We start from the raw sequence: 3,785 nt of genomic DNA, 5'->3' as shown, positions 1-3,785 counted from the left end.
TAACGATCAGATCGCCTTGATCTTGAAGAACGCGAACACCACCATTTTCAGGAGCAGCACGCCGTGACTGAAGCGCGAGATCTGTGTCTCACCGTAGGCGCGCGCTGCGTAACGGATCGGCAGATCTACTGATTTCAGGTTGAGCTTGGATGCGCCGAAGATCAGATCAAAATCACCGAACGGATCAAAATCTCCGAAATATGCTTTGCCGTCCCGCAACCGGTAATAATCGGCGCGACGCATCACCTTGGTCCCGCACAACGTATCGGTGTAGCGCTGGTTGAGAAGCCAAGAGAACATATACGAGAATAGCTTGTTGGCGATCAGGTTGAGAAATCGCATCGCCTCATCCTCGAGCGGATAGACCAGACGCGAGCCGTTAATGAATTCGCCCTTGCCCGACTTGATGGCATCCCAGAATTTTCCTAATTGCTCCGGCGGCATCGTCAGGTCGGCATCCAAAATCATCAGGACATCGCCGCGCGCAACATCATAGGCCGCAAAAACTGCGTCGGCTTTTCCCTTGCCGGGCTGCCTCATAATTTTGATGTCCTTGCCGGGATAGGCGGCCTGGACACGCTCCATCTCCTCATAGGTACCATCTTTGCTATGGCCCTCGATAAAGATGATTTCGATATCGTCACAGAATTGCGACAGCCGTTGCACAGCAGGCTCGATATTGCCACGTTCGTTGCGCGCGGGGATCACCACCGTCACCGATGCCAGACCGTCATTGAGCTTTTCGAGCGACCGGCACACCACATAATGGCGAAGTGCCAGCGCGCGCAGGCCTGGAAGCACACTGATGAAGCGGTTGATAAAGCGACCGACCCCGAACAGCGAGAACGGCATCAAAATGCGCTGCTCGGATTTCACCGGATCGAAATTCGCGAGCCGCGCCAACCCCCAAATGTCGGCCGGCGCCAGCACGTTTTGCGGCGGATGCGGCATGCGGCGTCCAATCCACTCTGCGAATTTCAGCACGGGGAACCAGAGATGCGAGAAGTATCCAATCACCAGACGCGTCTCACGCGTGCACAAGGGGTGAAGGAGTTCGAAGAAGGCCTGGCAATCGTCGAGCGAACCGACGGTATCGGCAACCAGGATATAGTCGAACGGGCCTTCGAGCGCCTGATAGGTTTCGGCACTTTCGGCGTCGCCTACGATAAAGCTCAAGCCCGGATGTGACGCCTTTGCCTTCGCTATCAGCGGCTCGCAGAAATCGATACCCACCCCAAAGGTCGGGGCGAGCGCAGCCAGCGTATCGCCGGTGCCGCAGCCGATTTCCAAAATCCGCTTGCCTGCCGGAATCAGAAAACGGAGATAGGCCTCGTCCTCGCGGTGGAAAACGCGATTACGCTCGCGCCACATCGGGCGCGCGGCTGCAAAGTCCTTGGCATGTTGGTGCAAAGCTAATTTGCGGGACGTCATCGTCGTCATGAATACGGCCAATCTAGCGCTTGAAACATTGGAAATGGGTCGCCGGGCCGTTTGTAATATTACGGCCGGCACCACTGGTCGGCCCAACCCTGCGCCATCAGCACGTTCCAGAGCCACGAACCATGATTACGGCGGCCTTGCAAATGCTCGGTCCAGACGGCCTCAACCCGCCCCGCGTCGAACCAGCCCTGGCGACGAAGCCGATCCCCCGCCAGCAGATCCGAGGCCCAACCCTTTAACGGGCCGCGAAGCCAGTCGTCGAGCGGTATGCCGAAGCCGGTCTTGGGCCTGTCGATCAGTGACTTCGGCACATGGCGATCCAGCACCTGGCGGACCAGCCACTTGCCCTGGCCGTCGCGGACCTTGAAGTCAGGCGGCAGCCGGCAGCTGAATTCGGCAACATCCCGATCGAGGAACGGCACCCGGGTCTCAAGGCCGACGGACATCGCTGCTCGATCGATCTTCTGCAGGATATCGTCGGTCAAATAGCTCAGGGTGTCCGACAACGTCATGCGGTCCAGCGGATCGATCGGCACATCGACCATCGCCATTTGCCCGTTAAACCAGCTTTCCGGCTCGGCTCCACCGATAATGATGGAAGCAGGTTCATCCTCGATTGAGCTAAGCAGGCGGTACATCTCGTCGAATGTCCCAGCATCCACGATGCGCCGGATCTTGGATAACCGATCTCCGACACGCGGGATCCGGTAACGTTGCGGCAACATCCGACCGGCGAGGCGTCCAACCGTATTGGCCGGCTCCGGCGCCACGGCACCGATCAAACCAGCCAGCGCCTTTCTTACCGGCAACGGTAGCGCACCAAATCGCTGATGCAACCTGGCCCCCCAGACATGCCGGTTATAGCCGCCAAACAGTTCATCGCCGGCATCGCCGGACAGCGCTACCGTTACATGGCGGCGTGCCAGCGTGGCTACCAGCGTAGTCGGAACTTGCGATGAATCGCCGAACGGCTCGTCGTAGATCTCGGCCATGCGGGGAATTAGCGCGCGCGCATCTGACGAAGCAACGATCCACTCAGTATGATCGGTGCCCAGATGCTCGGCCACGCATCGAGCGTTCGCCGCCTCGTTGAAATCGGACTCCGCAAAGCCAATGGAGAATGTCCTGACCGGCCGGGTTGAATGCTTCTGCATGAGCGCGACTATGGTCGAGGAATCGATGCCGCCCGACAAAAACGCTCCAAGCGAAACGTCGGAGATCGACTGACGCTGCACCGCCTGCGACAGAAGTCGCTCGAGTTCCTCGGTAGCTTGGACGGGATCCGCCAGGCGCGCCTGCTGGCCGTCGACCACGTGCTGACGCATCGACCAGTAGGCCTCCGGCTTCACGTCTTCGCCGGCCGTCGCGCATCCGCTGAAACACACCAGCGTGCCGGGAGCGAGCTTGCTGACGCCCTGCCAGATCGTCAGTGGCGTGGGCACGTAGGAATAACGCATGTAGGCGGTCAAGGCCTCGCGATCGACCGATCCGTGCCAATCGGGATGGACCGCAAAGGCCTTCAGTTCCGACGCGAATACCAGGTCGCGGCCGACCCAGCCATAAAACAGTGGCTTTTCGCCAAACCGGTCGCGGCAAAGCGTCAAAACGCCATCTCGAGCATCCCAGAGTGCGAAAGCGAACATGCCGTTGAACCGGTTCAGCGCCTGCTTCACGCCCCAGTGGCGAATGGCCACGAGAAGTGTCTCGGTGTCGGAATGTCCCGCCCAATTCGGCGCCGCACCGGCGCTTTCCAGATCCGCGCGAATATCGAGATGGTTGTAGATTTCACCGTTGTAAGTGATGGTGAAGCGACCGTCCGCGCTGCGCATCGGTTGCGCGCCGGCAGTCGTTAGATCGAGGATGGATAGCCGCCGGTGCCCGAACGACACCCCCGCCGCCGCATCGGTCCACAGCCCGCCGGCATCGGGGCCACGATGGGCGAGCGTGCCGGTCATTGTCGACACGCGATCCGCCAGCGCCGCGGCATCGCCACCGCTCGGTCGAAAGACGCCTGCAATTCCGCACATCTGCTAGATCCTCCGCGCTGCTGCAAAGCAATTGTGGATCACAGCGGCGAGCGCGCGGTGGCGTAACGGCGCATGCATCCACGACTGCAGCAAATCCGCGATAGCCCCTGCCCTGCTTCCGGATCGCGACATCGCAGCCGCGCGTTCCAGGTGGTATGCGGCCAGGAAATGCCGCCGATCGGCCGGCGCCAGCTTCGCCACATGCCTGGCGCGGATCTTCTCGAGCGCTTCGAGCACCGCACTCTGGCTGACACCGGTGGACGGCTCGATTTGCGCGAGCGGTTCAGCGAGAAAGCCGAGCGACCGCCCGGACATGGC

At 60.5% G+C, this 3,785-nt stretch carries 3 protein-coding genes; all 3 read right to left on the bottom strand.

All coding sequences use genetic code 11. From position 1 onward, the window contains the following. Positions 1 to 6 precede the first annotated feature (6 nt). Positions 7 to 1,440 (bottom strand): glycosyltransferase, encoded by a 1,434-nt coding sequence (locus Q0S16_RS09235; protein WP_295847378.1) that lies wholly within the window; start codon positions 1,438 to 1,440, stop codon positions 7 to 9. Positions 1,441 to 1,499: 59 nt separating this feature from the next. Further along, complete coding sequence (asnB, locus tag Q0S16_RS09230) at positions 1,500 to 3,467, bottom strand: asparagine synthase (glutamine-hydrolyzing) (RefSeq protein WP_295847375.1); 1,968 nt, start codon at positions 3,465 to 3,467, stop codon at positions 1,500 to 1,502. Positions 3,468 to 3,470: 3 nt separating this feature from the next. Then, a partial coding sequence (locus tag Q0S16_RS09225; protein WP_295847374.1) for a hypothetical protein occupies positions 3,471 to 3,785 on the bottom strand: 315 nt, incomplete at its 5' end.

Origin of the sequence: Tardiphaga sp., assembly GCF_025356345.1 — a bacterium.
Lineage (GTDB): Bacteria > Pseudomonadota > Alphaproteobacteria > Rhizobiales > Xanthobacteraceae > Tardiphaga.
The sequence above is the reverse complement of the archived record's forward strand: the minus strand, read 5'-3'. Positions and strand labels throughout refer to the sequence as shown.